This window comes from Enterobacter pseudoroggenkampii (assembly GCF_026420145.1).
In the GTDB taxonomy this organism is placed as follows: domain Bacteria; phylum Pseudomonadota; class Gammaproteobacteria; order Enterobacterales; family Enterobacteriaceae; genus Enterobacter; species Enterobacter pseudoroggenkampii.
On sequence record NZ_JAPMLV010000005.1, the window covers coordinates 157,878 to 182,967 of the forward strand.

Annotated in this window: 24 protein-coding genes; 9 read left to right on the forward strand and 15 right to left on the reverse strand. The window is 58.1% G+C overall.

The annotated features are described in order from the left end of the window. Position 1 precedes the first annotated feature (1 nt). The gene (locus OTG14_RS19085) at positions 2-448 is read left to right on the forward strand and encodes a hypothetical protein (protein WP_024906517.1); all 447 of its coding nucleotides are present in this window, start codon (positions 2-4) and stop codon (positions 446-448) included. Here OTG14_RS19085 and OTG14_RS19090 read toward each other — a convergent pair. From OTG14_RS19090 to exbB, 3 genes are all read right to left on the reverse strand, one after another. Beyond that, positions 445-1,896, reverse strand: a complete 1,452-nt coding sequence (locus tag OTG14_RS19090) for a methyl-accepting chemotaxis protein (protein ID WP_267215604.1) — start codon at positions 1,894-1,896, stop codon at positions 445-447. The genes OTG14_RS19085 and OTG14_RS19090 overlap by 4 nt on opposite strands. Before the next feature lie 273 nt (positions 1,897-2,169). Next, a complete protein-coding gene (exbD, locus tag OTG14_RS19095) occupies positions 2,170-2,595 on the reverse strand; it encodes a TonB system transport protein ExbD (protein WP_267215605.1) in 426 nt (141 codons plus the stop codon). Positions 2,596-2,599: 4 nt separating this feature from the next. Then, a complete protein-coding gene (exbB, locus tag OTG14_RS19100; RefSeq protein WP_048990476.1) occupies positions 2,600-3,331 on the reverse strand; it encodes a tol-pal system-associated acyl-CoA thioesterase in 732 nt (243 codons plus the stop codon). 251 nt (positions 3,332-3,582) lie between these two features. Here exbB and metC point away from each other — a divergent pair, with 251 nt between their 5' ends. Beyond that, positions 3,583-4,770 (forward strand): cystathionine beta-lyase, encoded by a 1,188-nt coding sequence (gene metC / locus OTG14_RS19105; RefSeq protein WP_267215606.1) that lies wholly within the window; start codon positions 3,583-3,585, stop codon positions 4,768-4,770. Positions 4,771-4,913: 143 nt separating this feature from the next. Further along, positions 4,914-5,573: a DedA family general envelope maintenance protein YghB gene (gene yghB / locus OTG14_RS19110; protein WP_024906512.1), complete on the forward strand. Its 660-nt coding sequence runs from the start codon at positions 4,914-4,916 to the stop codon at positions 5,571-5,573. 48 nt (positions 5,574-5,621) lie between these two features. Here yghB and OTG14_RS19115 read toward each other — a convergent pair whose 3' ends face one another. Further along, positions 5,622-6,521 carry an AraC family transcriptional regulator gene (locus OTG14_RS19115; RefSeq protein ID WP_032650243.1) on the reverse strand — a complete coding sequence of 300 codons (900 nt, stop codon included), beginning with the start codon at positions 6,519-6,521 and terminating at the stop codon, positions 5,622-5,624. Positions 6,522-6,716: 195 nt separating this feature from the next. On the opposite strand from OTG14_RS19115, the gene yqhD reads away from it, so the two are divergent. Both yqhD and dkgA read left to right on the forward strand, forming a co-directional pair. Next, positions 6,717-7,880, forward strand: coding sequence for an alcohol dehydrogenase (gene yqhD, locus OTG14_RS19120; protein WP_024906510.1), 1,164 nt, complete (start codon positions 6,717-6,719; stop codon positions 7,878-7,880). 105 nt (positions 7,881-7,985) lie between these two features. Then, complete coding sequence (gene dkgA, locus OTG14_RS19125; RefSeq protein WP_048990483.1) at positions 7,986-8,813, forward strand: 2,5-didehydrogluconate reductase DkgA; 828 nt, start codon at positions 7,986-7,988, stop codon at positions 8,811-8,813. 41 nt (positions 8,814-8,854) lie between these two features. Here dkgA and OTG14_RS19130 read toward each other — a convergent pair whose 3' ends face one another. From OTG14_RS19130 to OTG14_RS19155, 6 genes are all read right to left on the reverse strand, one after another. After that, the gene (locus tag OTG14_RS19130) at positions 8,855-9,256 is read right to left on the reverse strand and encodes a carboxypeptidase-like regulatory domain-containing protein (RefSeq protein WP_267215607.1); all 402 of its coding nucleotides are present in this window, start codon (positions 9,254-9,256) and stop codon (positions 8,855-8,857) included. Between the two features lie 110 nt (positions 9,257-9,366). Then, positions 9,367-11,541, reverse strand: coding sequence for a YgiQ family radical SAM protein (locus OTG14_RS19135; RefSeq protein WP_032650245.1), 2,175 nt, complete (start codon positions 11,539-11,541; stop codon positions 9,367-9,369). A 131-nt stretch (positions 11,542-11,672) separates the two neighbouring features. After that, positions 11,673-13,085 (reverse strand): cell division protein FtsP, encoded by a 1,413-nt coding sequence (gene ftsP / locus OTG14_RS19140; protein ID WP_267215608.1) that lies wholly within the window; start codon positions 13,083-13,085, stop codon positions 11,673-11,675. Positions 13,086-13,143: 58 nt separating this feature from the next. After that, positions 13,144-13,881, reverse strand: a complete 738-nt coding sequence (gene plsC, locus OTG14_RS19145; protein ID WP_024906505.1) for a 1-acylglycerol-3-phosphate O-acyltransferase — start codon at positions 13,879-13,881, stop codon at positions 13,144-13,146. A 163-nt stretch (positions 13,882-14,044) separates the two neighbouring features. Further along, entirely contained in the window at positions 14,045-16,303 is a 2,259-nt protein-coding gene (gene parC, locus OTG14_RS19150; RefSeq protein WP_032650247.1) for a DNA topoisomerase IV subunit A, read from the reverse strand. Positions 16,304-16,421: 118 nt separating this feature from the next. After that, positions 16,422-16,823 (reverse strand): YgiW/YdeI family stress tolerance OB fold protein, encoded by a 402-nt coding sequence (locus tag OTG14_RS19155; protein WP_023344926.1) that lies wholly within the window; start codon positions 16,821-16,823, stop codon positions 16,422-16,424. Positions 16,824-16,961: 138 nt separating this feature from the next. Between OTG14_RS19155 and qseB the strand changes: the two genes are divergently transcribed. From qseB to OTG14_RS19175, 4 genes are all read left to right on the forward strand, one after another. Further along, positions 16,962-17,621 carry a quorum sensing response regulator transcription factor QseB gene (qseB, locus tag OTG14_RS19160; RefSeq protein ID WP_032650248.1) on the forward strand — a complete coding sequence of 220 codons (660 nt, stop codon included), beginning with the start codon at positions 16,962-16,964 and terminating at the stop codon, positions 17,619-17,621. Beyond that, positions 17,618-18,967, forward strand: coding sequence for a quorum sensing histidine kinase QseC (gene qseC / locus OTG14_RS19165; protein WP_048990489.1), 1,350 nt, complete (start codon positions 17,618-17,620; stop codon positions 18,965-18,967). The genes qseB and qseC overlap by 4 nt, the downstream gene beginning before the upstream one ends. 105 nt (positions 18,968-19,072) lie before the next feature. Then, positions 19,073-19,654 carry an NAD(P)H-dependent oxidoreductase gene (locus OTG14_RS19170; RefSeq protein WP_024906501.1) on the forward strand — a complete coding sequence of 194 codons (582 nt, stop codon included), beginning with the start codon at positions 19,073-19,075 and terminating at the stop codon, positions 19,652-19,654. Positions 19,655-19,685: 31 nt separating this feature from the next. Further along, positions 19,686-20,000, forward strand: a complete 315-nt coding sequence (locus OTG14_RS19175; protein ID WP_008502984.1) for a putative quinol monooxygenase — start codon at positions 19,686-19,688, stop codon at positions 19,998-20,000. Positions 20,001-20,088: 88 nt separating this feature from the next. Here OTG14_RS19175 and OTG14_RS19180 read toward each other — a convergent pair whose 3' ends face one another. From OTG14_RS19180 to OTG14_RS19200, 5 genes are read right to left on the reverse strand one after another with little or no spacing between them, the layout of a single operon-like run. After that, positions 20,089-20,964 carry a MurR/RpiR family transcriptional regulator gene (locus tag OTG14_RS19180; RefSeq protein WP_267215609.1) on the reverse strand — a complete coding sequence of 292 codons (876 nt, stop codon included), beginning with the start codon at positions 20,962-20,964 and terminating at the stop codon, positions 20,089-20,091. Continuing rightward, the gene (locus OTG14_RS19185; RefSeq protein WP_048990541.1) at positions 20,961-21,911 is read right to left on the reverse strand and encodes an iron-siderophore ABC transporter substrate-binding protein; all 951 of its coding nucleotides are present in this window, start codon (positions 21,909-21,911) and stop codon (positions 20,961-20,963) included. Before OTG14_RS19185 ends, OTG14_RS19180 begins: the two co-directional genes overlap by 4 nt. 9 nt (positions 21,912-21,920) lie before the next feature. Next, on the reverse strand, positions 21,921-22,961 hold the full coding sequence (locus OTG14_RS19190; RefSeq protein WP_048990497.1) for a FecCD family ABC transporter permease: 1,041 nt from the start codon (positions 22,959-22,961) through the stop codon (positions 21,921-21,923). Beyond that, positions 22,958-23,941, reverse strand: a complete 984-nt coding sequence (locus tag OTG14_RS19195) for a FecCD family ABC transporter permease (RefSeq protein ID WP_267215610.1) — start codon at positions 23,939-23,941, stop codon at positions 22,958-22,960. The genes OTG14_RS19190 and OTG14_RS19195 overlap by 4 nt, the downstream gene beginning before the upstream one ends. After that, positions 23,938-24,750: an ABC transporter ATP-binding protein gene (locus OTG14_RS19200; RefSeq protein ID WP_267215611.1), complete on the reverse strand. Its 813-nt coding sequence runs from the start codon at positions 24,748-24,750 to the stop codon at positions 23,938-23,940. The genes OTG14_RS19195 and OTG14_RS19200 overlap by 4 nt, the downstream gene beginning before the upstream one ends. Between the last annotated feature and the right edge of the window lie 340 nt (positions 24,751-25,090).

The window sequence follows — 25,090 nt, forward strand, 5'->3', positions numbered from 1 at the left end:
CGTGAAGGAAGTTAAAAACAACGACGTTTATTTGACTTTAGATGATAAGAAAAGTGATGAATTTATCTTAAAGCAAAATCTCGATGCGCTGCGAAACACAAAAAATGACGAGATGACGCGTATTACCCAGGACCTGGTATCGATCCCGGCAACGCTGGTGCGGCTGAAATGGCAGAATCGCCGCGAAATTTATCCGCTACAGGTCAAAGAAGAAATTTATGGCGCCGTGATGAACGCCATCATGGAACAGCGGCCAGAGCTGAAAGAGAAGCTTCTGGGTCGCCTCGAGGCCAATTACCAGTATCTGCTTGCCAGAGAAATCGCCACCCTGCGCCTGACGCGCAAGCTGTCAGACGGTGAGTTCCGTACCTCAAACGTCACCTGCGTGGCGCTTGATGAAGACGCGCTGGCGTCTGGTGCCAGCGCCCCTTCCGAACCGCAACGCTAATTAAATCTGAATACGGCAATCGCCTCTTTTAACTGACCCGTCTGCTGGCGCTGCGCTTCAGCCACCTGCACTGTTTGCGCTACGTGACGCACGTTCTCCTGCACGCTGGCATCGATGCTGGCAATGCTGTCGTTCATCTGCGCAATGCTCGCCCGCTGCTGCTCGCTCATCTGCGACAGCTCCTCCAGCAGAGAGCGAAGCCCTTCGATACTCTCAATGATCGACTTCATTGTCATACCCGCCTGCTCAACCTGCTCGACGCCCTGCAGCGTGGTTGCCTGCGATGCGGTCAGAAGCTGGCGGATATCTTTTGCAGCCCCCTCGCTGCGCTGGGCCAACACGCGCACTTCCGAGGCAACCACCGCGAAGCCTTTGCCATGTTCGCCCGCTCTGGCAGCCTCGACCGAGGCGTTGAGCGACAGAATATTGGTCTGGAACGCAATCCCGTCGATCAACTCCAGAATGGCGTAAATGCGCTGCGACTCCTCGCGAATGTGCTCCATCGCCGCAATCGCCTGCCGTACGTTATGGCCCCCCTGCTCCGCCACGTTACTGGTGCTGAACGCCACCTCCCTGACCTGGCTTGCTTTTTCACTGGTCAGGGTGGCGACAGCCCTTAACTGTTCCATCGCACTGGCCGCCGTCGCCAGCGAACTTGCCTGGTGATCGGTACGTTCCGACAGCGCGCTGTTGCGCTGTCCTAACGCGCGGGATGCCTCCAGCAGTTGCCCAATATTGGCGCTAACCTGCTCAAGCGTGGCGCGCATGGTGCCCAGCGTCAGGCTGAACGTGCGGGCAAAGGAAGACTCTGCGGGGACCGCATCGACGGCCAGCGTGAGGTACCCCGGTTCACGGTTGATCACCCCCGCCAGCCTTGCCACCTCGCTCGCCGAGCGGGCGTCCTGCTCCATTCGTATCGCCAGCAGAACCAGAATTGCGGTCTGGACCACCACAAACAGCCCGTGGAAAACCACCATATGAAAGCCGGTGTGCATGAACACCACGACGCCGTAAAGGTCATTCTCCTGCAGATAGTTAAACACCAGATGATGTAACGCGATGACCGCCGCCCCCATCACCAGCGGGCGCCAGTCTCGCCAGGCAAGGAGCGCGGAGAGCAGGACAAAAACCGAAAAATGGTATTCAGTTTCGCCTTCGCCCAGATGAATCAGCAGCGCGGAAAATGCCATTAGCACAAACGCAGAGCTCAGGCGGAGCAACAGCGCGCCGGGAAACAACAGCGTCAGCAGCGTCGATAAACAGGCCAGAGAGGTGCCAATAATCGCCCCCTGCACGATATTCTCGTTGATATAGCCCCCCCCCAGCGAGATGGCCCACAGCGACCAGATGAGCACCAGTATTAGCCTGTCGGCGCGTCGTCGAATGGCAGAAAGCGAAAACAGATCGTTTTGAGGCGCGTGCGGATACAGCCATGTCATCGTAGCCATAGGGAGTCTCTTGCTGTGCAGGTGAAAAGAGCCTTCGAAGAAGGTTTGTTTTTATTATCTTTTTTAAGCGTAGTGGGGATATTCCCCGACGCCATTTCAGCCAACGATATATTTTAATGGCTCAGCCGAATACTGATATTTACTTAACTATCAATGGATTATTAATTATTGCTTTATTGATAAGGAAATATGAAGAATGGGGATATACAGCAGAAAATAATAACGATGTTGCGTGGCAGAAAACAAAAAAGCTGGCTTTCGCCAGCTTTCGTTCTATTTTTTGGCCGCTTTTTCTTCGCCGACCAGCCCAATCTTCAGGTAACCCGCCTGATGCAGCGTGTCCATTACCTTCATCATGGTTTCATAATCAACGGTTTTATCCGCACGGAAGAAGACCGTGGTGTCTTTCTTACCGCCCGTAAGCTGATCCAGGGCCGGGATGACAGAGTCGGCCGTCACCGGGTCATTGCCGAGGAACATGGATTTATCCGCCTTCACCGACAGGTAGATAGGCTTCTCCGGGCGCGGCTGGGGCTGGCTGGATGAGGCAGGCAGATTTACCTTCATATCCACCGTCGCCAGCGGCGCAGCCACCATGAAGATAATCAGCAGAACCAGCATAACGTCGATAAACGGCGTCACGTTGATCTCATGCATTTCACCGTTATCGTCCAGATTTTCGTTTAGACGCATCGCCATACTATCAACCCACGCGCAGTTTGGACGCCGCGTGCACCGGCTTAACCGAGCTGGCATTCAGGTCGAGATCGCGACTTTGCAGCAGCAGAACCTGCGCGGCAACGTCACCCAGCGTGGCTTTGTAGCTGCCAATCATACGCGCGAAGATGTTATAGATAACCACCGCCGGAATCGCCGCGACCAGACCAATCGCCGTCGCCAGCAGCGCTTCTGCGATACCCGGGGCCACAACCGCCAGGTTGGTGGTCTGGGTCTGCGCGATACCGATAAAGCTGTTCATGATGCCCCAGACCGTACCGAAAAGGCCGATAAACGGTGAGATCGCCCCGATGGTCGCCAGATAACCATTGCCGCGCCCCATGTGTCGGCCAACGGCCGCCACGCGACGCTCCAGGCGGAAACCGGTACGTTCTTTGATGCCTTCGTTATCTTCACTGCCCGCGGAGAGTTCCAGCTCGTTCTGCGCTTCATTCACGAGCAGGGTGGTCAGGCTTTTCACGTGGAAGGATGAGGTCATGTCTGAAGCCTGATCCAGAGAGCGGGCTTCAGCCAGCTGCTGCTGTTCCCGCTTGAGGCGACGCTTCTGCGAAAGCAGCTCGGCGCTCTTGCTGAAGAAGATAGCCCAGGTGACAACGGACGCCAGAATCAGGCCGATCATCACAATCTTAACCACGATGTCAGCATGCTGATACATGCCCCAAACGGAGAGATCCGCCTGCATCAAATTATTACCCACTCTGTATCTCCAGGACGCAAATCACAAAATCTGAACGTAATAATATCAAAACGTCGTCGAATTGATAGTAGTTCTCATTAGTATTTGCATAGTGCCGCAATTTTCGTTCACTTTCCTTGCGCTTACGCAGTAAAAATTTCTTATGCGGTTTTTTGCTAATATTTTCTGCTTATTCGATAAGCCTGCGGGTGCAGTTTTTTCCAATCGTGGTAGTCTGGACGTCCAGACGTATAAAAACAGGGTTAGCGAACATGACAAAGAAGCATCTTGATACCACGCTGGTACAGGCAGGACGCAGCAAAAAATATACTCAGGGATCGGTCAACAGCGTGATTCAACGCGCCTCCTCGCTGGTGTTTGATACCGTTGAGGAGAAAAAAATCGCCACGCGCAACCGCGCGAAAGGCGGCCTGTTTTATGGCCGTCGCGGCACGCTAACCCATTTTTCTCTGCAGGAGGCGATGTGCGAGCTGGAAGGCGGCGCAGGCTGCGCGCTGTTCCCGTGCGGAGCGGCTGCGGTCGCCAACACCATTCTGGCGTTCGTGGAACAGGGCGATCACATCCTGATGACCAACACCGCCTACGAACCCAGCCAGGACTTCTGTACCAAAATTCTCAGCAAGCTCGGCGTAACCACCGGCTGGTTCGACCCGCTGATTGGTGAAGGTATTGCCGAACTTATTCAGCCCAACACGCGCATTGTGTTCCTGGAATCGCCGGGGTCGCTTACCATGGAGGTTCACGACGTGCCGGCTATCGTGAAGGCCGTGCGCAGCAAAGCGCCAGAGGCGATCGTTATGATCGACAACACCTGGGCGGCAGGCGTGCTGTTCAAAGCGCTGGAATTCGACATTGATATCTCCATTCAGGCGGCGACCAAATACCTGATTGGCCACTCGGACGGCATGATCGGCACGGCGGTCTCCAACGCGCGCTGCTGGGATCAGCTGCGTGAAAACGCCTACCTGATGGGGCAAATGGTGGATGCCGACACGGCCTACATGACCAGCCGGGGCATCCGCACGCTGGGGGTTCGCCTGCGTCAGCACCATGAAAGCAGCCTGAAGGTGGCCCAATGGCTGGCACAGCATCCGCAGGTTGAGCGCGTAAATCACCCCGCGCTACCCGGCAGTAAAGGCCATGAGTTCTGGCAGCGTGACTTTACGGGCAGCAGCGGGTTGTTCTCGTTTGTGCTGAAAAAACGGCTGAATAACGACGAACTGGCAAGCTATCTGGATAATTTTACCCTCTTCAGCATGGCCTACTCGTGGGGCGGTTTTGAATCCCTGATCCTGGCTAACCAGCCGGAACAGATTGCGGCCCTGCGCCCCGGTGGCGACGTGGACTTCAGCGGTACCCTGATTCGACTGCATATCGGTTTAGAAAATGTTGACGATCTGATTGCGGATTTAGCAGCAGGGTTCGAGCGTATCGTGTAGAGTGCTGGCTGAAAATGTACTCTCTGGACGCTTTTATGGACACCGCAAGCGGAAAAGTCTGCATGAGTTGCGCCCGGGATCAAACCCGACGGGCCAATAAGGGAGTACAATAGCGCTATATCTGCTGTTCCACAGGAAAGTCCATGGCTGTTATTCAAGATATTATCGCGGCGCTCTGGCACCACGATTTTGCCGCGCTGGCGGATCCTCACGTCGTCGGTATCGTCTATTTCGTGATGTTCGCAACTCTGTTTCTGGAAAATGGATTACTGCCAGCCTCGTTTTTACCCGGTGACAGCCTGCTTTTACTTGCCGGGGCGTTAATCGGTAAAGGCGTCATGGACTTCACGCCAACGATGGTTATCCTCACCTCCGCCGCCAGCCTGGGCTGCTGGCTGAGCTATCTGCAGGGCCGCTGGCTGGGGAACACGCGCGTCGTCAAAAGCTGGCTGGCGCAGCTGCCGCATAAATATCATCAGCGTGCGACCTGCATGTTTGACCGGCACGGCCTGCTGGCGCTGCTGGCGGGGCGTTTCCTGGCGTTCGTTCGCACGCTTCTGCCGACGATGGCGGGCATTTCCGGCCTGTCGAACCGCCGCTTCCAGTTCTTCAACTGGCTGAGCGCTCTGCTGTGGGTTGGCGTGGTGACGACGCTCGGCTACGCGCTGAATATGATCCCCTTCGTGAAACACCACGAAGATCAGGTGATGACCTTCCTGATGGTGCTGCCGATGTTCCTGCTGGTGGCGGGCCTGGTGGGGACTATCGCAGTGGTGATTAAGAAGAAGTACTGCAGTGCATAATTCAACAAAGCCGGGTGGCGCTATCGCTTACCCGGCCTACGTTTTTCGTCAGACTCCCTGCATCGTTCTTATACGTGATGCATCTTCTCCCGGCGTAACGCCGAAATAGCGCTTAAACTCCCGACTGAACTGCGAGGCACTTTCGTAGCCTACCCGCATTGCCGCCGCGCTGGCCTTCATGCCGTCGTGGATCATCAGCATCCGCGCCTTATGCAGCCGGTAGGTTTTGAGGTACTGCAGCGGCGAGGTGCTGGTCACCGATTTAAAATTATGGTGAAACGCCGAGACGCTCATGTTCGCTTCCGCCGCCAGCTGGTCGACGCTGAGATTTTCGGTGTACTGGCTCTCGATACGCTTGAGCACGCGGCTTATCAGGCTGAAGTGGGTCTGTCGGCTCACCAGGGCCAGTAACGCTCCACCCCCCGGGCCCAGCAGCACGTGGTAGAGAATTTCGCGGATAATCTGCTTGCCCAGAATGCGCGCGTCCAGCGGCCTCTCCATCACGTCCAGCAGACGCTCAATGGCGCAGAGGATCTCTTCCGACAGCGTCGCCGAGTTAATCCCGCTCGAAGCCATCGAAGGCTGGAAGAACTCGTCTTCACCTATCTCCATCAGCAGCTCCTGCAGCTGAAGAATATCGACGTTGACGCGAATACCGGCCAGCGGAACCGCCTCTGTCGCGAAGGTTTCACATTCGAAGGGTAAAGGTACCGTCAGAAGCAGATATTCATTGGTGTCGTAGCGGAACACGCGCTCGTTGATATAGCCAATTTTATGGCCCGAGAAGAGAAAAACGATGCCCGGCTGGTACATGACCGGCGTGCGCGTCCCTGGCTGCGTGCCATAAAGCAGGCGAATGTCAGGAAGCAGCCCACTGACGCCATTTTCGTTATCTATCAGTCTCTTAATCTGCGCAGTGAGCTGCTGGCAGATAGCCTCACGGTTCATCTTGCGTTACTCCGGGTACGGTTTTCGACGTTGACAGTGTGCGTCGTTTTCCGCGCTTTCTCCAGCGCTCTGTAGAAATGGGCAAGACATCGGCAGGAATGTGCATTGAGGGCGTAGCCCCGGGCGGCCACAATGAGCAGCAACAGGTCGCCCTCTGCGCCACCACGGTTTTTCACCCACTAAAGGGAACGAGCAATGAACAACTTTAATCTTCACACCCCAACCCGCATTCTGTTTGGTAAAGACGCTATCGCCGATCTGCGCGCGCAGATCCCTGCTGACGCCCGCGTGCTGATCACCTACGGTGGCGGCAGCGTGAAAAAAACCGGCGTATTGGATCAGGTTTACAGCGCGCTGGACGGTCTGGACGTGCGTGAGTTCGGCGGCATCGAGCCAAACCCGTCTTACGAAACGCTGATGAACGCGGTGAAAATCGCCCGCGAAGAAAACATCACCTTCCTGCTGGCGGTCGGCGGCGGCTCCGTGCTGGACGGTACCAAATTCATCGCGGCGGCAGCGCACTACGCTGACGGCATCGATCCATGGCACATTCTGGAAACCCGCGGCAGCGACATCAAAAGCGCTATCCCGATGGGCTCCGTGCTGACCCTGCCGGCCACCGGTTCTGAATCCAACAAGGGCGCGGTGATCTCCCGTAAAACCACCGGTGACAAGCAGGCCTTCATGAACGAACACGTTCAGCCTGTGTTCGCCATTCTGGACCCGGTTTACACCTACACCCTGCCTGCGCGTCAGGTGGCGAACGGCGTGGTCGACGCATTTGTTCATACCGTTGAGCAGTACGTCACGTATCCGGTGAATGCCAAAATTCAGGATCGCTTCGCGGAAGGCATTCTGCTGACGCTCGTCGAAGAAGGTCCGAAAGCGCTGAAAGAGCCGGAAAACTACGACGTTCGCGCCAACGTAATGTGGGCCGCCACGCAGGCGCTGAACGGCCTGATCGGTGCTGGCGTGCCGCAGGACTGGGCAACCCACATGCTGGGCCACGAGCTGACGGCGATGCACGGTCTGGACCACGCTCAGACGCTGGCCGTTGTGCTGCCTGCCCTGTGGAACGAAAAACGCGACACTAAACGCGCCAAACTGCTGCAGTACGCTGAACGCGTGTGGAACATCACCGAGGGTTCTGACGATGCGCGTATTGATGCCGCCATCGAAGCGACCCGCAGCTTCTTTGAAGGTCTGGGCGTGCCAACGCGTCTGTCTGGCTACGGCCTGGACGGCAGCTCTATCCCTGCCCTGCTGGCGAAACTCGAAGAGCACGGTATGACCCATCTGGGCGAGCACGGCGACATCACGCTGGACGTCAGCCGTCGTATTTACGAGGCGGCACGCTAAGCGTTTTTGTCCCCCCGACTTTCGTTTTTTGACATTTCGTCCAGACTTAATGCACACCCCATCGCCGGAGGAACCCTCCGGCGATGCGCACCTGAAGGAGGAAAAATGGCAAACCAAACCGTAATCAAGCTGCAGGACGGCAACGTGATGCCCCAGCTGGGGCTAGGTGTATGGAAAGCCGGTAACGACGAGGTCGTCTCCGCCATTCATAAAGCCCTGGAAGTCGGCTACCGGTCGATTGACACTGCCGCCGCGTACAAAAACGAGGACGGCGTGGGTACAGCACTGGCCAGCGCCGGTGTCCCTCGCGATGAGTTGTTCATCACCACTAAACTCTGGAACGACGACCAAAAACGTCCCCGCGAAGCCCTGGAAGAGAGCCTGGAAAAACTCCAGCTCGACTTCGTCGATCTCTGGCTGATGCACTGGCCGGTTCCGGCTATCGATCACTACGTTGATGCCTGGAAAGGGATGATTGAACTGCAGAAAGAGGGGCTGGTGAAAAGCATCGGCGTCTGTAATTTCCAGGTTCATCACCTGCAGCGGCTGATTGACGAGACGGGCGTCGCGCCTGTCATTAACCAGATCGAGCTGCACCCGCTGCTGCAGCAGCGTCAGCTTCACGCCTGGAACGCCACGCATAAAATCCAGACCGAGTCCTGGAGCCCGCTGGCGCAGGGTGGCCAGGGCGTGTTCGATCAAAAAATTATCCGCGAACTGGCGGATAAATACGGCAAAAGCCCGGCGCAGATCGTCATTCGCTGGCATCTGGACAACGGCCTGGTGGTGATACCGAAATCAGTCACGCCGTCGCGCATCGCCGAGAACTTCGACGTCTGGGATTTCCGTCTGGACAAAGACGAGCTGGGTGAGATTGCGAAGCTGGATAAGGGTAAGCGGCTTGGGCCGGACCCGGATCAGTTTGGCGGGTAATACCTAAAACGAGCCCGGTCTTCCGCCGGGCTCGTTTTAATCTATAAACCGGACTGACATCTCGCTTCTCCGGGAAGGTCAGGCAATGTGCAAATAACGTTATACACTTTCCCTTCAAGTTTATGTGGCCCACCGAGACCGCCGCCTGCTTCTACATCATATTCCTTTCCGTTGACACTTATCTGGAGCGGGGTGTGATAAATCCAGTCCATCGGACCTATTGGCAGAAAAAAGATCCACTCATGCTGGCTCTGAAAAGCAAAACGACCGTTGTCGTCAGAAAGCGTTTGCTCCCTCTCTAATGTTATTTTAGCGCCAGAGACTGGCTTACCTGCGCTGTCGATTAGACGTCCTTCCACTTCTGGCTGTGTCTGGCGGTGCATTACACAACCGCATAACGTCAGGCCAATCAGCATCGTTCCTGTTAACTTCCTTATTTTCATTTTGGGCCTCCTACCCTTATGCAGAAAAAAGCCGGGTGGCGGGACTTACCCGGCCTACGCGCTGACCTGTAGGCCCGGTAAGCGCAGCGCTACCGGGCATTGTTACAGGTTTAACCGATCTTACGTTTTACGTTCTTCTTCGTTCCCGCCCCACCGTTCGAACGCTGATGCACAATTGGCGTGTGCTTGGTCAGCGCCGGGCGCGTATTGCGGTTCTGGCGACGCGCTTCGCGCATCTCCTCCAGCGTCGGGGCCGGTACCAGGCAGTCGCGGCGCGAGCCGATCAGATGTTTTTTACCCATCTCTTCCAGCGCCTGGCGGATCAGCGGCCAGTTTTTCGGATCGTGGTAACGCAGCAGCGCCTTGTGCAGACGACGCTGTTTATCCCCTTTCGGCACCACCACCTCTTCACTCTTATAGCCAATCTTACTCAGCGGGTTCTTGCCGGTGTAATACATGGTCGTCGAGTTGGCGAGCGGTGATGGATAGAAGTTCTGCACCTGATCCAGACGGAAGCGACGCTGCTTCAGCCACAGGGCCAGGTTCACCATGTCCTCATCGCGCGTGCCCGGGTGGGCGGAGATGAAGTACGGGATCAGATACTGCTCTTTGCCCGCCTGCTTCGAGTAGGTGTCGAACAGCTCTTTAAAGCGATCGTAGCTGCCCATGCCCGGCTTCATCATCTTCGACAGCGGGCCTTCTTCGGTATGCTCCGGCGCAATCTTCAGATAGCCGCCGACGTGGTGCGTCGCCAGCTCTTTGATGTAGCGCGGATCTTCCACGGCGATGTCGTAACGTACCCCGGAAGCGATGAGGATCTTCTTGATGCCCTTCAGATCGCGCGCGCGGCGGTAGAGGTTGATCGTCGGCTCGTGGTTGGTGTCCATGTGCTCGCAAATGCTCGGATAGACGCAGGAGAGGCGACGACAGGTTTGCTCCGCGCGCGGCGACTTGCAGCGCAGCATGTACATGTTGGCGGTTGGGCCACCGAGGTCAGAAATCACGCCGGTAAAGCCCGGCACCGTGTCGCGAATCGCTTCGATCTCATTGATAATCGACTCTTCCGAACGGCTCTGAATAATACGCCCTTCGTGCTCGGTAATGGAGCAGAAGGAGCATCCGCCGAAGCAGCCGCGCATGATGTTGATCGAGAAGCGGATCATCTCATACGCCGGGATGCGGGCGTTGCCGTACGCCGGGTGCGGCACGCGCTTGTACGGAAGCGCAAAGACGCTGTCCATCTCTTCGGTGGAGAGCGGGATGGCCGGCGGGTTGATCCAGATAAAGCGCTCGCCGTGCTTCTGCATCAGCGCGCGGGCGCAGCCCGGGTTGGTTTCATGGTGCAGAATACGGGACGCGTGCGCGTAGAGCACCTTGTCGGCTTTCACCTTCTCGTAGGACGGCAGCAACACGTAGGTCTTTTCCCACGGTTTCGGGCGCGGCGGCTGCACGACGATAGCCTTCGCTTCCGCTTTTTTCGGCTCAACCGGCTTGTTATCGGCACACGGAAGATCTTCACCGTACGGGTGTGGGATCGGGTCGATTTTGCCCGGCATATCAATGATGCGGGAATCCACACCGCGCCAGCCCGGCAGCGCCTCTTTCACCATGATGGCGGTATTGCGCACGTCACGGATGCTGCTCACCGGCTCGCCCTGCGACAGACGGTGCGCCACTTCTACCAGCGGACGCTCGCCGTTACCGTAAATCAGCATGTCGGCTTTGGAGTCCACCAGCACCGAGCGGCGAACGGTATCTGACCAGTAGTCGTAGTGCGCGGTGCGGCGCAGGCTCGCCTCGATGCCGCCCAGGATCACCGGCACGTCTTTCCAGGCTTCTTTGCAGCGCTGGGTATAGACGAGGGTCGCGCGGTCCGGACGTTTACCCGCCACGTTATCCGGCGTGTAGGCGTCGTCATGACGCAGCTTACGGTCGGCGGTATAGCGGTTGATCATCGAGTCCATGTTGCCCGCGGTCACGCCGAAGAACAGGTTGGGTTTACCCAGACGCATAAAGTCGTCTTTGCTGTTCCAGTCAGGCTGGGAGATGATCCCCACGCGGAAGCCCTGCGCCTCAAGCATACGGCCACAGATGGCCATGCCGAAGCTCGGATGGTCAACATAGGCATCGCCCGTGACCAGAATAATGTCGCAGCTGTCCCAGCCCAGTTGGTCCATCTCTTCCCGGGACATCGGCAGGAACGGCGCCGGTCCAAAGCAGGCCGCCCAGTACTGGGGCCAGGAGAAGAGGTCACGATCCGGCTGGATCAGGGAAATTGCGCTCATAATGCTTCCGAAGAAAAAATAGACAAAAGGAGCGGGATTATACGCTGGATCAATGTGGGAAATGAAGGGGTATTATGCAGGCTGTTGCCCTCACCCCAGCCCTCTCCCACAGGGAGAGGGAGAAATGCAATTTACGGTGCCGGATTGATCAGCATCTGCCCCACGGAGCCCCTGTCCATCATCTCCAGCGTCTGGCTGTGGAACAGGAACGGGAAGTGTGGCCACGAAGGCTGACCGTAGTAGACAAGCAGTTCCACCTGGCCGTCCACCCAGACGGTATCTTTCCAGCCGCGATCTTCCGGGAACGGCATCGCGCCGTTAACGTTGCGGATCAGGAATGACACCCCTTCAATATGGAACGACTGCGGCATATCCGAGCGAACCGTCCAGCGCTCCCAGGTGCCCTGCTGCGCGGTGATGTCGATGCGGTTAACATCCCACAGCGCGCCGTTGATCCCCGGATCGTCGCCCAGGCTGATATCACGGCTGCGCGCCGGCGAGCCGCTCATGATCTCCTGCGGCAGCAGACGCATTGGCAGGCTGTCGGTCACCAGCGGCAGCAGACCGGTTGGACGCAGGGTCAGCACCAGGGTCGAGACAAGTATGCTCGACGGTTCAAAGAACCCGCGAATACGGTCAACAATGCTGGCCGCTTCACCGCAGGTGACAGACACTTCATCCCCATTGGTCATATCAATGAGCACTTCGCGACGTTCACCCGGCGAGAGCGCCAGCTGTTTGACGGAAACCGGCGCCGGTAAAAAGCCCTGATCGCCGGAAATTACGTGCAGCGGACGGCCATCACTCATTTTCAGCTGATAGCGGCGCGAGTTAGACGCGTTGAGCAGACGCAGGCGCACCCAGCCACGGGACACTTCGACAAACGGGCTCTGCGCGCCGTTTACCAGCAGCGTATCGCCAACGAAGCCGCCGCTGCCCGGTTCGCTGTATTCCGGGGTACCGAAATTATCCAGACGTTTGTCCTGTATGATAATCGGGAAGTCATCCACGCCGTAGTGGTTCGGGATCGGCAGGGATTTGCTGACCTCATCTTCCACCAGCCACATTCCGGCCAGGCCGTTATAGACCTGCTGCGCCGTGCGGTTAGGCGTGTTGGCGTGATACCACAGGGTTGCCGCGCTCTGGCGAATCGGCAGAACGGGCGCCCAGTCGGCGCTGGGGGACATCATTCGCGCCGCGCCGCCAATCAGCGGGCCAGGCACCTGCAGGCCGCTGATGGTCATGGCGACATTTTCAGGGGTGCGGTTACTGTAGATGAGCTTTACGTCATCGCCATTCCACACGCGAATGGTCGGCCCAAGGTAACGTCCGTTAATGCCCCAGACGGGTGCACGCGTCCCCTGGGTAAAGGACCAGTGGCTGCGCTGCAGCGTCAGAAAAAGCGGCTGACCGCGACGGGATTCAATGAGTGGCGGAATAGGCAGCGACTGTTGCTGCCCGGCGGCGCTGGCTGTCAGCGGCATCGCACCCGCACAAAGGGCGATCCCCGAAGCCTGAATAAACTGACGCCGACTGAGTGACATATAAGCTCCATCTGAAACGACTAACAACGCGGGAATTCGTTTTCCCTTCAACGCCGGATTAAATCTTACCGGCGGCTTCTCTCTCTGCGACTTCTTTGTCGAGCAGCGCAATATGCTCAGCCATCAGATCACGGCAGTGCGCGGCCAGCTCGCGCACCTGATCTTTACCGTATTTGCTGGTATCGACGGGTGGCAGCATTTCGACAATCACCAGCCCGTTATTCAGGCGGTTAAGATTAATCTTATTCGAAGTATTGGAAACGCACACAGGAATAATTGGAACACCTGCCGCAATTGCAGCGTGAAACGCACCGGTTTTAAACGGCAGCAGGCCGCGGCCGCGGCTGCGCGTCCCTTCCGGGAACATCCAGATTGAAATTTTGCGCTTTTTAAAATGATTCACCACTTCCGCAATGGTGCTGTGCGCTTTTGCACGGTTATTACGGTCGATCAGCAGGTTACCGGTAAGCCAGTACAGCTGACCAAAAAACGGGATCCACAGCAGGCTTTTTTTGCCCACCGTCACGGTCGGTGGAAGCACGATATTAGAGGCCGTTACCATATCGTAGTTGTTCTGATGGTTGGCGATATAGATGGCGTTACCGAAATTCTCCGCCCCTTCCGGCAGACGTTTTTCAACCTTCAGACCGAACAGCGGCGCAAGGCGACCAAACATATGGCCGAAGGTGGCGACATGCTTCGGATTACGCGGGCTGAACAGGCAATAAATAGAGCCGAAAATACAGACCAGAATGCAGTAGATAACGGTAAGAATAAGACGAACAATATATAGCATAGCGACCTCTGAAGCCCCAACAGCTGACAATTATACTTCACCTGTGGCCAGGTAAGGACTTTATTACGAGCGCGTATTGTTAATCGCAACGCACGAATTAACAACGATTTTACGGGAAATTTTATTGAAATTCCCCCTCCGGACAGAGGGGGATATCACGACATTACTCTTCGCTGTCACCCGCGGTGCTGCGTGCAGGAGAGTCAATCTCCACGCGGTCAATACGCTGCAGACCGCGCATCAGCGAGCCACGGCGACCGCGCTCACCCACCACCTTCTGCAGCTCTTCCGGACGAAGCTTGATTTTGCGCTTGCCGACGTGAATGGTCAGCGTGCTCTGCGGCGGCAGAAGGAAGAGGTGCGCCAGGCCATCTTCGCCTTTCGCGGCCTCCGCCGACGGGATGTTGATAATCTTGTTGCCCTTGCCTTTCGACAGCTCCGGCAGATCGCTGACCGGGAACATCAGCATACGTCCGGCGGTAGTGATCGCCAGCAGCATGTCGCTTTCGTTCTCAATCACCAGCGGCGCCATCACGTGAGCGTTGTCCGGCAGGCTAATCAGCGCCTTACCGGCACGGTTGCGGGAAACCAGGTCGTTAAAGGTACAGATAAAGCCGTAGCCCGCATCGGACGCCAGCAGCAGCTTCTGCTCATCGGCTTCCATCAGCATATGGTCAACCGTCGCCCCCGGCGGCAGCGTCAGCTTGCCGGTGAGCGGCTCGCCCTGCCCGCGCGCGGAAGGCAGCGTGATCGGGTCGATGGCGTAGCTGCGGCCGGTGGAGTCGATAAACGCCACCGGCTGGTTGCTCTTCCCTTTCACCGCCGCTTTGAAGCTGTCGCCCGCTTTGTAGCTGAGCCCCGGCGCGTCGATATCGTGGCCTTTGGCGCTGCGCACCCAGCCGCTCTGCGACAGGACAATGGTCACCGGCTCGGACGGTTGCATGTCGTGCTCGTTCATCGCCTTCGCTTCTTCGCGCTCGTGCAGCGGAGAACGACGGTCGTCGCCAAACGCGTCGGCATCGGCCTGCAGCTCTTTCTTCAGCAGGGTGTTCATCTTGCGTTCGGACGCGAGGATCGCCTGCAGCTGATCGCGCTCTTTTTCCAGCTCGTTCTGCTCGCCGCGGATCTTCATCTCTTCCAGTTTGGCGAGATGGCGCAGCTTCAGCTCGAGGATCGCTTCGGCCTGGGTTTCGCTGATGCCAAAGCGCGACATCAGGGCCGGCTTCGGCTCGTCCTCGGTACGGATGATCTCAATCACCTCGTCGATATTGAGGAACGCCACCAGCAAACCTTCAAGGATATGCAGGCGCTTAAGCACTTTCTCCAGACGATGGTTCAGACGACGGCGTACCGTATCGCGGCGGAACGTCAGCCATTCGGTGAGGATCTCCAGCAGGTTTTTCACCGCCGGGCGTCCGTCGAGGCCGATCATGTTCAGGTTGATGCGGTAGCTTTTTTCCAGATCGGTGGTGGCAAACAGGTGGTTCATCACCTGCTCCATGTCCACGCGGTTGGAGCGCGGCACAATCACCAGACGGGTCGGGTTCTCGTGGTCAGACTCGTCGCGCAGGTCGTCCACCATCGGCAGCTTTTTATTGCGCATCTGGGAGGCGATCTGCTCCAGCACTTTGGCACCGGAAACCTGATGCGGCAGCGCGGTGATCACCACGGCGCCGTCTTCTTTATTCCACACCGCGCGCATGCGCACGGAGCCGCGACCGTTCTGGTAGATTTTGCGAATTTCCGCACGCGAGGTAATGATTTCGGCTTCGGTCGGGAAATCCGGACCCTGAACGATATCCAGCAGATCGTCGAGCGAGGCTTTCGGCTGCTCAATCAGGGTGATAGCGGCTTTCGCCACTTCACGCAGGTTGTGCGGCGGAATGTCCGTCGCCATACCGACCGCAATACCGGTGGTGCCGTTCAGCAGGATATTCGGCAGACGCGCAGGCAGCATCTTCGGCTCCTGCAGCGTACCGTCGAAGTTCGGTACCCAGTCAACGGTCCCCTGACCCAGCTCGCCCAGCAGCACTTCGGCATATTTAGACAGACGGGATTCGGTATAACGCATCGCCGCGAAGGATTTTGGATCGTCCGGCGCACCCCAGTTCCCCTGGCCATCCACCAGCGGGTAGCGGTAAGAGAACGGCTGGGCCATCAGCACCATCGCTTCATAGCAGGCGCTGTCGCCGTGCGGATGATATTTACCCAGCACGTCACCGACGGTACGGGCGGATTTCTTGAACTTGGCGGTGGCGTTCAGCCCCAGCTCGGACATCGCATAGACGATGCGGCGCTGAACGGGCTTCAGGCCATCCCCGATAAACGGCAACGCCCTGTCCATGATGACGTACATGGAGTAGTTCAGGTAGGCGTTTTCCGTGAATTCATGTAGCGCGAGGCGCTCTGCCATATCGCTCATTACGTGTGATTCCTCAACTCAGAAACCGAAGGGTTTCAGGCAATATTGCCGCAGATACTACCTTATCTGGCGAGTTGAGTCACAAAGAAAAAGGGCCGCTTATGCGGCCCTTTCAGGGTTATTTGTTCAGCTTAATGACCTGCTTCACGTCGATTTCAAAATCGTTCCACTCTTTATCGACCTTGCCCTGGATTTCCACTTTATCCTGAGGGGTGACGGTCACGCCGTTCCAGCGCTTGTGGTCAATTTCCACGTTCACCGTGCCGGTCTCATCGCGGAAGGTGTAGCGGTCATCGGACAGGCGCTGGGTGATGTTCCCGCGCAGCTTCACCCAACTGTCGTCCTTCATCTCTTTCACCTTCACCGCGGTAGTGAGGTTGGCGTCATTATCGACAAAACCGCCTGCCTGCGTTTGGGTCTGGGTCTGTGCGGCAGACGGGCCGTTAAATCCGCCCTGCGCGGCAAAAACGGGGGCAGTGGTCATCATCATGATGGCGGCAATAGCAGCGAATTTTTTCATATTAACTCTCCCTTTAATCTGGTTTCGCAGTCCATTAAACAGGGTAATCCTTAACAACTTCTTAAGGGAAAAATTTATTTATTATTGCTGTACAGCAGGCGCTTACAGAGGGTTTACTGACGGCATCAAGGAGGGAACATGCGCATTTTACTGGTAGAAGACGACAGGTTAATCGGTGACGGTATCAAAGCGGGGTTAAGCAAAATGGGCTTTAGCGTGGACTGGTTTACCGACGGTAAAACCGGTCAGGCCGCGCTCGCGTCTGCGCCCTATGATGCCGTGGTGCTGGATCTGACGCTGCCGGAAATCGACGGTCTGGACATCCTGCGCGCGTGGCGCGAAAGCGGGCGCAGCGAGCCGGTATTGATCCTGACCGCGCGGGATGCGCTTAACCAGCGCGTGGAAGGGCTGCGTCTTGGCGCGGATGATTATCTCTGCAAGCCGTTCGCGCTGATTGAAGTGGGTGCCCGCCTCGAGGCGCTGGTCCGCCGCAGTCACGGCCAGACGCATAGCGAGCTACGCCACGGCAAGGTCACGCTCGATCCGACCCGACTCGTCGCCACGCTGGACGGTGAGCCGCTGACGCTCAAGCCGAAAGAGTTCGCGCTGCTGGAGCTGTTAATGCGTAACGCGGGTCGGGTGCTGCCGCGAAAGCTTATCGAGGAAAAACTGTATACCTGGGACGACGACGTCTCCAGCAACGCCATCGAAGTGCACGTTCATCATCTGCGCCGCAAGCTTGGCAGCGAGTTTATCCGCACCGTGCACGGCATCGGCTATATCCTGGGTGACGCATGAAGCTGACGCAACGCCTGAGCCTGAAGCTGCGCCTGACGCTCCTTTTTTTAGCGCTTTCCCTGACGGCATGGTTTGCCGCCAGCCTGGTGGCCTGGCAGCAGACCACCCACAAGCTGGATAAGCTCTTCGACACGCAGCAGATGCTGTTTGCCAAACGGCTGCTGACGATGGATCTTGACGAGATCCGCGCCCCCGAACGCATGCGTGAGATCCCCAAAAAAGTGAAGCATGGTCGTCTGGATGACGACGCGCTGGCTTTCGCCATTTACAGCGTCGAGGGCAAAATGCTGCTGAACGACGGCGAGAACGGGCGCGATATTCCGTACCACTATCGCCGCGACGGGTTTGATAACGGGCAGCTCCAGGACGACAACGACGAATGGCGTTTCCTGTGGCTGACCTCACCCGACGGGAAGTACCGCGTGGTGGTCGGTCAGGAGTGGGAGTACCGCCAGGATATGGCGCTGGACGTGGTCAGCTCACAACTGACCCCCTGGCTGGTGGCGCTGCCCGTGATGTTGCTGCTGCTGGTTCTCCTCCTCAGTCGGGAGCTGAAGCCACTGAAAAAGCTGGCACAGACCCTGCGCTCCCGCTCGCCGGACGCCACAGATAACCTGCCGACGGAGGGCGTACCAACAGAAGTACGCCCCCTGCTCGACGCGCTGAATCATCTCTTCGCGCGCACCCAGGAGATGATGACCCGCGAGCGCCGCTTTACGTCCGATGCGGCCCACGAGCTGCGCAGCCCGCTGGCGGCCCTGAAGGTACAAACTGACGTGGCGCAGCTCTCTCATGACGATCCGCAGGCGCGGGAAAAGGCGCTGATGCAGCTGCATGCGGGAATCGACCGCGCTTCCCGGCTGGTGGACCAGCTCCTCACGCTGTCGCGTCTGGATACGCTGGACAACCTGGACGATGTCGAACCTATAACGCTTGCCGATCTACTGCAGTCGGCGGTGCTGGATATCTGGCATCCGGCGCAGCAGGCGGGCATTGATGTTCGCCTGAATATCCATGCACCAGAGGTTACACGTACGGGCCAGCCGCTGCTCCTGAGCCTGCTGGTGCGCAACCTGCTGGATAACGCGATTCGCTACAGCCCGCACGGCAGCGTGGTGGACGTGACGCTTGACGCGCGTAGCTTTAGCGTGCGCGACAATGGTCCCGGCATTTCACCGGACGCGCTGGCGCGCATCGGCGAGCGCTTTTATCGTCCGCCGGGTCAGGATGCCACGGGCAGCGGGTTGGGATTATCCATCGTAAAACGCATCGCCGCCCTGCACGGGATGCGCGTCTCGCTGAGCAATGCCCCTGAAGGTGGTTTTGAAGCGAAGGTCATCTGGTAAGGAATTATTGCGTTTAATGCAAAAGACTTTGCACATTTTGCTCATTTTTCCGCTCCGTCCTCGCGCGTAGAATACTCGCCATACTCACATCATCGAGGACAAATAATGAGCAACATTCTGATTATCAACGGTGCAAAAGAATTTGCGCACTCTAAAGGCCAGCTGAATGACACCCTGACCGAGGTCGCGGACGGTTTCCTGCGCGACGCCGGGCATGATGTTAAGGTCGTGCGTGCAGACAGCAACTACGATGTGAAAGCAGAAGTGCAGAACTTCCTGTGGGCTGACGTGGTGATCTGGCAGATGCCAGGCTGGTGGATGGGCGCGCCGTGGACCGTGAAAAAATACATGGACGACGTGTTCACCGAAGGTCACGGCTCACTGTATGCCAGCGATGGCCGCACCCGCTCTGACGCGTCCAAAAAATACGGTTCAGGCGGTCTGATTCAGGGCAAAAAATATATGCTGTCACTGACCTGGAACGCGCCGCTGGAAGCCTTCACCGAGAAAGATCAGTTCTTCGAAGGCGTGGGCGTGGACGGTGCGTATCTGCCGTTCCACAAGGCGAATCAGTTCCTGGGCATGGATCCGCTGCCGACCTTTATCGTCAACGACGTGATTAAAATGCCTGATGTCCCGAGCTATATCGCAGAATATCGCAAGCATCTCGCGAAAATTTTTGCTTAACTGGTAGCCTGGAATTAAAGGAGTAGTAAACATGCTTACCGTTATCGCAGAAATCCGTACTCGTCCAGGTCAACATCACCGCCAGGCGGTGCTGGATCAGTTCGCGAAAATTATCCCGACCGTACTGAAAGAAGAAGGCTGCCACGGCTACGCGCCGATGGTGGATGCCGCCACTGATGCCAGCTTCCAGGCGACCGCGCCGGACTCGATCATCATGGTTGAGCAGTGGGAAACCGTCGCACATCTTGAAGCGCATCTGCAGACCGCGCACATGAAAGCGTGGAGCGACGCGGTGAAGGGTGACGTGCTGGAAACCCACATCCGTATTCTGGAGCAAGGGGTTTAAGTTTCCCCTCACCCCGGCCCTCTCCCCAAGGGAGAGGGAGAACAGATCCAGGCCCGGTAAGCGCTAGCGCCACCGGGCTTTGTTGTTTTTAGCTGCTTTTCTTCCCCGGCTTTAACCCGCGATAGAGCTCATTGATGCGCTTCATTGACTTAATGGTGCGCTGCGGCTCGGTGGAGGCGACGGATAAAATGATCATCTCCAGACACAGCAGCACCGTGCCGTGGAGCGGGATTTTGCCCTTTTCGCCGCCGCGCGGAACGTGGATCACCACGCTGGCCTCCTTACTGAAACGCGAATCAAGGGCGTTGGTCAGCAGGATGGTGGGAATGCCCAGACGTTTTGCTTCACGCAGGGTGGTTTGCCCCTCCCGGTGCGCGGATTTCTGCGCCATCATTACCAGCACGTCGCCGCGCTGAAGCGCAATCAGCTGTTCGGCAAGCCCGATCCCGGTACGGTTGAGCGGCGTGGCGGGTAACCCCATACGGCTGAAAAGCCTGGCGGTGTACTCGGCCAGAATGCCGGATGCACCAATGCCAAATATGGCGACCTGCCTTGCCTGCGCCAGCAGAGAGACCGCCTGCGCCATCGCGTAGCGGTTATGGGGCTCGGATAACACCTCACAGGTGTGTTGATGCCCCTCCAGCACGAAATCAATGCTCGCGTTGACGTCGCTGGCGAGCGTGTTCACCGTGGTGGACATCTTTTCGCTGGAGGTGACCACTGGGCCAAACCACTGCTCCAGCGTCTGCTTGAGATCGCGCAGCCCGGCGAAACCCAGCGCCTGAATGGCGCGGACTACCGTGGCATCCGAGGTTTTCAATACGGCGGCAATCTCCATGGCGGTCTGCTCCATCACCGCTTCGCGGTTGTCATGGATATAGCGTGCGACCTGCAGCAGACGCGGCGTCAGCTGATGCGCCCGCGAGCGGAATCGCTCACCGTAAACATCGACTCTTCGGATCATCGTGACGCCTCCGGCAGCGGACGCCCGGCAATCTGCGACTGCACCTGCGCGGCCATCAGCCCTAATGACGCGAACGAATTCGAGATGGCCTCTTCACGCGAGATCAGCACGTAGCGCCCGGTTCGGCAGGCATTCAGGAACTGACACCAGCCCGGCATGACCGCATCCATCGCCGCCAGCTCGTCCTGCGGTTTACCGCCCGTATCCCCGCGCCAGGTGGCGAAGACGAAATCGGCATCCAGCTCCGGCAGGCGCTCGGCGCTGACGTCAATCCGCCCCCCTTCCGGGATGGACTCAATCAGTGGCGGGAATTTGAATCCGGCGTCGCGCAGCACGCGACCCAGCGAGTGGTAGCTGTGCATGGCGTTGATTTTCCCCTGATTAGCCTGAATCACCGACACAGTGATTTTGCGCGTGTCGATGGTCGCCTTCAGCGCCTTGATTTGTTCCTGATAGCGGCGTTCCAGAGTGTTTAGCCTTGCCTGCGTGCCCGTGAGCTGCGCCAGCTTGCGGTAGATTTCCGGCGCGCCGCCGTCGAGATGATCGATGCTCACCGTCGGGGCAATTTTTTCCAGCTGTTCCACCGGGGTGTTGCGCGTCGGCTCGGTGATAATCAGGTCAGGCTTTGCGGCGGCGATGGCCTCTATGTCGATATCGGCCGTGCCGATAAATTTGATATCGGAATTATCGAAGTCGACGCCGGTCAACATGCCGCTGGAGCGCAGAAAGTGGCTGCCGTCCGGCCGCGTGCGGCCATGGCTCGCCACCGGCGGCACGCCAAGCTCAATCAGCGGAATGGTGATATCCAGATCGTGTAATGAAACAATCCGCTTCGGATGAACCGGCACAACGACTTTGCGTCCCAAATCGTCGGTAAATACCTGCGTCGGCTCCGCCGCGCTCACCGCGAACCCCACCAGCAACAGCATCGAAAACAGTATGCGCATCATAGTCCCCTAAAATCTGTCCCGACGCTGCCAGAGCAGCAGCAGGAAAAACGGTCCGCCAATCAATGAAATTACAATCCCCGCCGGCAGCTGCAGCGGGAGGAATGCCAGACGTCCGACGTTATCCGCCAGCAGCACCAGCAGCGCGCCCAGCACGGCGCTTCCCGTCAGGAGCGCGGTTTGCCCACCGCGCAGCAGCAGGCGCGCCATGTGCGGAGCAATCAGCCCCACGAAGCCAATACTGCCCACGCAGGAGACGCAGGCCGCCGTCAGCACCACCGGGGCGAGAACCCGCAGCAGCGCCAGCCGGGTTGTGCGCACGCCAAGACCTGCGGCGGCCTGATTGCCGAGCAACGCCACGTCCGCGGCCCGGGCGGTAAACAGCAGCAGCGCAAACGCGGGAGCCGTCCAGAGCGCGGCCAGCCCTACCAGCGTCCAGTTGGCCGCGTGCAGGCTTCCCGCCAGCCACAGCATCGCCGTCTGCACGTCGCGCACGTCGGCGGTGGTGATAAAGACGCCCATTGCCGCGGCAAACGCCCACGACACGCCGATGCCGATCAGGATGAACCGCGGGCGCGAGATATCGCGCGCCAGGGCGATAACCAGCAGCGCGGTGAGCAGCCCACCGGCCATGCCGACCAGCGGACGCCAGGCCAGGCCCAGCGCCGGGAACTGAAAAATCAACAGCAGTACCGCCGCGCTACAGCCCTCCTTTACGCCGATAAGCCCGGGGTCAGCCAGACCGTTGCGGGTGATGGACTGCATTGCCGCCCCTGCCATGCCGAGCATGGCGCCGCACAGTATCGCCATCAGCAGGCGCGGCAGGCGGATGTCCAACACGACGTAGCGCGTCTCGGCCGTCAGACTTTCAGGCGAAAAAAGCGCGCGCCCGATGGCAGAGGCGGGAATGGGTAGAGAACCGTGCGTCAGGCCAAAGCCCAGCAGACTTAGCGCCGCCAGCGCGAAAAGCGACAGGTACGCCAGCGCCTTCGGACGAACCAGCGCCGACAGGTAGCCAACGCGGATCGCGCGGAGTCCGGCCCGGTTCATTTGAACATCCTCGACGCCATAAAGATGAACACGGGCGCGCCGACCAGGGCCGTCATGATGCCGGTTGCCAGCTCCCAGGGAGTAAACAGCGTGCGGGCAGCGATGTCCGCCAGCAGCAGCACCAGCGCGCCGCACAGGGCCGACAGCGGCACCATGACGCGTAAATCGACCGACACCAGACGGCGGATGAGCTGCGGCACCACAAGGCCGATAAAGCCAATCGGCCCGGCGACAGAGACGGCCGCGCCGCAGAGCAGCGCGATGGCCAGCAGGGCGAGCAGGCGGGTTTTCAGCAGCGACACGCCAAGCCCCTGGGCCATCCGGTCTCCCAGCGCCAGCATGTTGAGCGAGGGCGACAGCCCGATAGCGAGAACAAAACCGGCGGATGCCGCCCACAGGGCGCTCTGGAGCATCTGCGCATTGACTCCGGCGATATCACCCGCCAGCCAGGTGCGCATGGCGAGCAGCGTCTGTTCATCGAGGAGTAACACCGCGGCGGTAATCGACGAGGCAAACGCCGACATCGCCACGCCGCACAGCGTGACCTTCATCGGCGTAAGCCCGGTGCGACCGGACGAGGAAAACATCAGCACCAGCAAAAATAGCGCGGCGGCACCGGCGGCGGCAACGAGCGGGCGACCAAACGGCAGCGACAGCCCAAGTGCGCTGGTAATCACCACCGCCAGCGCAGCCCCGGCGTTGAGTCCCAGAATATGCGGCTCGCCGAGCGGGTTGCGGATCACGGACTGCAGCAGCACGCCCGCCACGCCGAGCGCGGCGCCCGTCACTATCGCGGCGCAGAGGCGCAGCAGTCGTAGTCTGATGATGACGTTATGGTCGAAATTGCGCGGATCGAAATGGAAGAATGCCTCCACCACCGTTAGGGGAGGAATAAACCGCGCCCCGATGCCAAGATGCACAATCGCGCCCAGCACCAGCAGCAATGTAAAAATCAGGAAGGCCAGAGAGGAGCGCATCATGGTTGAACAGCGCCCTGCCGAAACGGCATAAAGAACGGCTTGCCGGTCAACGGGTTTAGGGACATATGCACGTCTACATCAAACACCGCTTTGATCAGCTCCGGCGTGCAGGCATCGCCCTCATGCAATACGCCCTCAACTTTTCCCTGGCGTAAAAAGACCAGCGAATCGCCGTAGTTCACGGCGAAGTTGAGATCGTGCAGCACCACCACCACCGTACGCCCGTGCTGGCGGGTCAGGGCGTGCAGCAGCTCCAGGATCTCCACCTGGTAGCGGAGATCGAGATACGTCGTCGGCTCGTCAAGCAGGATATACGGCGTTTGCTGCGCCAGCGCCATGGCGATCCAGCAGCGCTGACGCTGCCCGCCGGATAAGCTTTCCACCAGCATATGGGCAAACTCTGCCGTGCCGGTCAGACGCAGGGCCTCTTCCACCGCCCGCTCGTCCTCGTCGCTCCACTGGCGCATAAAGTTCTGCCAGGGAAAACGCCCGCGCGAGACCAGCTCAAAAACGGTTAACCCTTCCGGCAGCAGTGGAGACTGCGGGAGAATGCCAAGCTGACGGGCGACCGCTTTGGTGGGCTGCTCATGAATGGCTTTACCGTCCAGCAGCGCGGTTCCCCCCAGCGGCTGCAGCAGCCGCGCGATAGTGCTCAACAGCGTGGATTTCCCACAGCCGTTCGCCCCTACCAGCACCGTCATTTTCTGCTGCGGGATGGCAAGGGAGATATCATCAACGATGATTTTTTTCTGATAGCCCGCAGAGAGGTTCTCCAGAACCAGACCCGGTTTGTGTGTGTTGTGAGCCACGTGAACGCCAACGTAATGAAAAACCAACAAATAAAAATAAAACTCATTCTCTTTTGAGAGTTTGACGCTGCGCCATGTAGTAGTCAAGCGAAGAAACACCCTGAATAAATCAGGGGTAACCCAGAGTAAAGATGAACGCATTAAGGTTTATAAGAACATTAATTTCAATAAGTTAATTCACATCCCTATGCGCTTATCTGCACATTTAAACGCTGTAGTCGATTTTTTCTTTTTTCGATTTACTACTACATCCCCGCATGATTGAATGATTCTCAATTACATGTCCGATGCCACTTCCGGCTAACGGACAGACCGTAAAGAGCAATGACTCACACAGTTT

Bases quoted from the DNA above. Each gene is read 5' to 3' on its own strand.
- OTG14_RS19090 (WP_267215604.1), bottom strand. From the start codon at position 1,896: ATGGCTACGATGACATGGCTGTATCCGCACGCGCCTCAAAACGATCTG.
- exbD (WP_267215605.1), bottom strand. From the start codon at position 2,595: ATGGCGATGCGTCTAAACGAAAATCTGGACGATAACGGTGAAATGCAT.
- metC (WP_267215606.1), top strand. From the start codon at position 3,583: ATGACAAAGAAGCATCTTGATACCACGCTGGTACAGGCAGGACGCAGC.
- yghB (WP_024906512.1), top strand. From the start codon at position 4,914: ATGGCTGTTATTCAAGATATTATCGCGGCGCTCTGGCACCACGATTTT.
- OTG14_RS19115 (WP_032650243.1), bottom strand. From the start codon at position 6,521: ATGAACCGTGAGGCTATCTGCCAGCAGCTCACTGCGCAGATTAAGAGA.
- yqhD (WP_024906510.1), top strand. From the start codon at position 6,717: ATGAACAACTTTAATCTTCACACCCCAACCCGCATTCTGTTTGGTAAA.
- dkgA (WP_048990483.1), top strand. From the start codon at position 7,986: ATGGCAAACCAAACCGTAATCAAGCTGCAGGACGGCAACGTGATGCCC.
- OTG14_RS19130 (WP_267215607.1), bottom strand. From the start codon at position 9,256: ATGAAAATAAGGAAGTTAACAGGAACGATGCTGATTGGCCTGACGTTA.
- OTG14_RS19135 (WP_032650245.1), bottom strand. From the start codon at position 11,541: ATGAGCGCAATTTCCCTGATCCAGCCGGATCGTGACCTCTTCTCCTGG.
- ftsP (WP_267215608.1), bottom strand. From the start codon at position 13,085: ATGTCACTCAGTCGGCGTCAGTTTATTCAGGCTTCGGGGATCGCCCTT.
- plsC (WP_024906505.1), bottom strand. From the start codon at position 13,881: ATGCTATATATTGTTCGTCTTATTCTTACCGTTATCTACTGCATTCTG.
- parC (WP_032650247.1), bottom strand. From the start codon at position 16,303: ATGAGCGATATGGCAGAGCGCCTCGCGCTACATGAATTCACGGAAAAC.
- OTG14_RS19155 (WP_023344926.1), bottom strand. From the start codon at position 16,823: ATGAAAAAATTCGCTGCTATTGCCGCCATCATGATGATGACCACTGCC.
- qseB (WP_032650248.1), top strand. From the start codon at position 16,962: ATGCGCATTTTACTGGTAGAAGACGACAGGTTAATCGGTGACGGTATC.
- qseC (WP_048990489.1), top strand. From the start codon at position 17,618: ATGAAGCTGACGCAACGCCTGAGCCTGAAGCTGCGCCTGACGCTCCTT.
- OTG14_RS19170 (WP_024906501.1), top strand. From the start codon at position 19,073: ATGAGCAACATTCTGATTATCAACGGTGCAAAAGAATTTGCGCACTCT.
- OTG14_RS19175 (WP_008502984.1), top strand. From the start codon at position 19,686: ATGCTTACCGTTATCGCAGAAATCCGTACTCGTCCAGGTCAACATCAC.
- OTG14_RS19180 (WP_267215609.1), bottom strand. From the start codon at position 20,964: ATGATCCGAAGAGTCGATGTTTACGGTGAGCGATTCCGCTCGCGGGCG.
- OTG14_RS19185 (WP_048990541.1), bottom strand. From the start codon at position 21,911: ATGCGCATACTGTTTTCGATGCTGTTGCTGGTGGGGTTCGCGGTGAGC.
- OTG14_RS19190 (WP_048990497.1), bottom strand. From the start codon at position 22,961: ATGAACCGGGCCGGACTCCGCGCGATCCGCGTTGGCTACCTGTCGGCG.
- OTG14_RS19195 (WP_267215610.1), bottom strand. From the start codon at position 23,941: ATGATGCGCTCCTCTCTGGCCTTCCTGATTTTTACATTGCTGCTGGTG.